The sequence below is a fragment of the Raoultibacter timonensis genome (assembly GCF_900240215.1).
Taxonomy (GTDB): domain Bacteria; phylum Actinomycetota; class Coriobacteriia; order Coriobacteriales; family Eggerthellaceae; genus Raoultibacter; species Raoultibacter timonensis.
In genome coordinates, this window is the sequence record NZ_LT964693.1 from 1 (window position 1) to 3,263 (window position 3,263).

Sequence of the window (3,263 nt, forward strand, 5' to 3'; positions counted from 1 at the left end):
TCGGTGCAGCCTGTCACAGAAGCCGAAAAGGGCGTTTCGGAAGAAAAGTGGGTTCCGGTAGCGTGTTGGCACGGTTGCAGTACGCGAATGTGCGTCAATAAAGCCTTGGTCAAAGACGGTGTGGTAATAAGGCAGAAGTCTGATGATACGCACGAGGATAGCGTGGAATGCCCGCAGCATCGCGGTTGTCTGCGCGGTCGCTCCCAGCGCAAGCACGTGTTCGGTGCGGATCGTTTGAAGTATCCCATGAAGCGCAAGCATTGGGAGCCGTTGACGGGTGGCGATAAGAGTCTGCGCGGCAAGGACGAATGGGAGCGTATCAGTTGGGACGAGGCGCTTGATTATGTGGCTGCAGAAATCAAGAACGTTATCGAAAAGTACGGTAACGCAGCCATCTTGGCGGACGGAAAAACCGATGCGTTTTTCAACAAGATCGGGGGATTTACGAGTCTGTGGGGCACTCACTCGTTCGGTGCGTACTCCATCCCCGTGCTGTACAACGGTTTTCGCCATCTCGGTCGAGAGGGCGGTCATGATCGTATGGATTTGCTGAACTGCGAGACATTCGTCATGTTCGGGTGCAATCCTGCGTGGTCGACATGCGGGATCCATTCGTACTACTACGGCCTGCTCAAGCAGAACGGCGCGAAGTTTATCGGCGTCGATCCGTTTTACAACGACTCCTACGCATTCTTCGATGCTGACTGGATGCCGGTACGTCCTGGGCAGGACGATGCGCTCATCCTAGGTGTTGCCTATACACTTTTGACGGAGGACGATCCTCAAAACAATCCGCTCATCGATTGGGATTTTCTCGATCGGTGCACGATCGGGTTCGACGCCGACCATATGCCCGAAGGCGTTGATCCTCAGAACAATTTCAAGGATTACGTGCTGGGCACCTACGACGGAACACCCAAAACGCCCGAGTGGGCATCCGCTTTATGCGGAACGCCCGTTGAGCAGATCAAGGCGCTCGCTTATGAGATTAAACCTAGCAACAAGGTAGCTATCATGACGAGCTGGGGGCCGTCGCGCATCAACAACGCGGACCATATCTCGCAGTTCTTCATGACGCTCGGCGCGATGACGGGCCATATGGGCAAATCGGGTCATATGACGGGCGTGAGCTGCGATGGTGGAGCTGCAGATGGCGGGCCGCGCCTCTTTGCGGTCGGTTCGGACGGGAATCCGACGGTCGATGCCCCTATCGATGATTGCATCTGCAGCGGCGAGTTGTGGAACGCGGTACTGACGGGATCCTATACCTTTAATGGCCGTATGATGAACTACGGGTTCAAGAACATTCAAGTCCCGGGCGAAAAGCGTACGTGCGACATCCATCTCATTTACAATTCTGGGCGCGCTATGCTCAACTCTCGCGAAGATGTGCTCAAGGGGGTCGAGGCGTTTCGCAAAGTCGATTTCGTCGTAACGCATGCATTCGTTCCGAACGCCATGGCTATGCATTCCGACATAGTTTTGCCCGTCAGCACTCCGTGGGAGCGTGTGGGTCGCGTTGCGGCAGACGGCTCGCGCGATGCGGTGGTGTTCCAGCAAGCGGTGTGCGAGCCCCTGTTCGAGAGCAGGAGCGACCAGGAGATCGTACGCGGGCTCATGAAGCGATTCGATATTCCCGAAGAAGAGTTGTTCTGCGGTAGCGAGAAGCAGCAATTGTTCAATCAGCTTGCTGGAACTACGGTAATCGGGGAGGACGGCGCGACGAAGGAAACGCTTATCACCATCACCCAGAAAGATATAGAAGAATGGGGTGTGGAAGGATCTCCTCAAGAGGGGAAGTATCCGCTTGCTAAGCTGTGGGACGATGGCATCTGCATTGTGGGGCGCAAGCAGGGCGACAACTACGGCTACATAGCCTACGAGGACTTCGTGAAAGATCCCGATGCGAATCCCCTTGAAAACTCCGAAAGCGGCAAATTCGAGATTTACTGCCAGAAGGCATCCGACGTTATTTCGAGCATGGGGTACAGCGAGGTGTCGCCGATCCCCGAATACGTGGAAAAGGCAGACGGTTTTGAGGCCACTTTCTCGGATTTTTCATCGCAGACCAAGGGCGAGTATCCTTATCAGATGTTCAATCCGCGTAGCCTTCGTTCGATTATGAACTCCTTAGTGAATGTGCCCCAGCTTAAAGAGGCCATTGCGAATCCGGTGTTCATCAGTGCCCCCGACGCCGAAGCGGAGGGCGTCAAGACAGGCGACGCAGTCCGTCTGACGAGCCCGTACGGTTCCGCTATCCGTATAGCATCGGTTACGAATCGATTGGTTCCGGGAACGGTTGCGCTCCCCCATACCGGCTGGCTTGAGTACAGCGAGGAGAACAATGCCGACATGGGAGGCGCTTCGAACGTGCTCATCGGCGGAAACGTAACCGGTCAGGGTACATCGGGATACAACAGCGCAATTGTGAAGATCGAGAAGTTCGATGGCGAAGTTGTTCTTGACGTCGAGAAGCCCCAAAACGTTTTGTTCGAGGATGGTGAATAGATATGGCACGCAAAGGATTCTATTTCAATATGGCGCTGTGCATGGGTTGTCGAACCTGCCAGGTGGCATGCAAAGACAAGAACGATCTTGAGACCGGAACGATATACCGTCGTGTGGAAACCTACGAGGTCGGTATCTATCCGACAGCAACATCCTATCAGCTCACTCGCACGTGCAATCATTGCGAAGATCCCGAATGCGTACGGGTGTGCCCTGTTGGAGCCATGCATGTCGACGAAGCCGACGGAACCGTTCAGCATGATGACGAGACGTGCATCGGATGCAAGAATTGCGTGAATGCGTGTCCGTACGGCGTGCCTCAATATCGTCCCGAGTTGAAGATCAGTGGCAAATGCGATGCCTGTTTTGCCCTTCGCGGTGCGGGAGAGGAGAACGCCTGCGTTGCCGCATGTCCCATGAGGGCTTTGGAATTCGGCGACATCGAAGAGCTTAGGGCGAAGCATCCCGATGCCGTCGACGCGATTGCGGTCTTTCCCGATCCGTCGGAGACGCATCCCTCGGTGGTTATTGCGGCGAAGCCAAGTGCTCTCGAAAGCGAGTTCACTGAGATCCTCATTTAGTATACTCAGGCAGGCTGCGGCGGGCACCGTTTGGTGCCGCGCCGCAGCTTTTTAACGAGGAGGCACTATGAACGAACATGAAGCTTTGGCTATGTTGCTCCGCTCTCGCGCGCTGTTGTACGCCATGCTCTCGCGTTGCTTTGGAAATGCACCCGATAAAGCCATGATCGATGT

Annotated in this window: 2 protein-coding genes; both read left to right on the forward strand. The window is 55.1% G+C overall.

The genetic code is table 11. From position 1 onward, the window contains the following. Window positions 1–2,508 (forward strand): molybdopterin-dependent oxidoreductase (locus C1722_RS16450; protein ID WP_102380471.1); only part of this gene is annotated, 2,508 nt, incomplete at its 5' end. 2 nt (window positions 2,509–2,510) lie between these two features. After that, window positions 2,511–3,089, forward strand: coding sequence for a 4Fe-4S dicluster domain-containing protein (locus C1722_RS16455; RefSeq protein WP_102380472.1), 579 nt, complete (start codon window positions 2,511–2,513; stop codon window positions 3,087–3,089). The last annotated feature ends 174 nt before the right edge of the window (window positions 3,090–3,263 follow it).

Bases quoted from the DNA above. Each gene is read 5' to 3' on its own strand.
- C1722_RS16455 (WP_102380472.1), top strand. From the start codon at position 2,511: ATGGCACGCAAAGGATTCTATTTCAATATGGCGCTGTGCATGGGTTGT.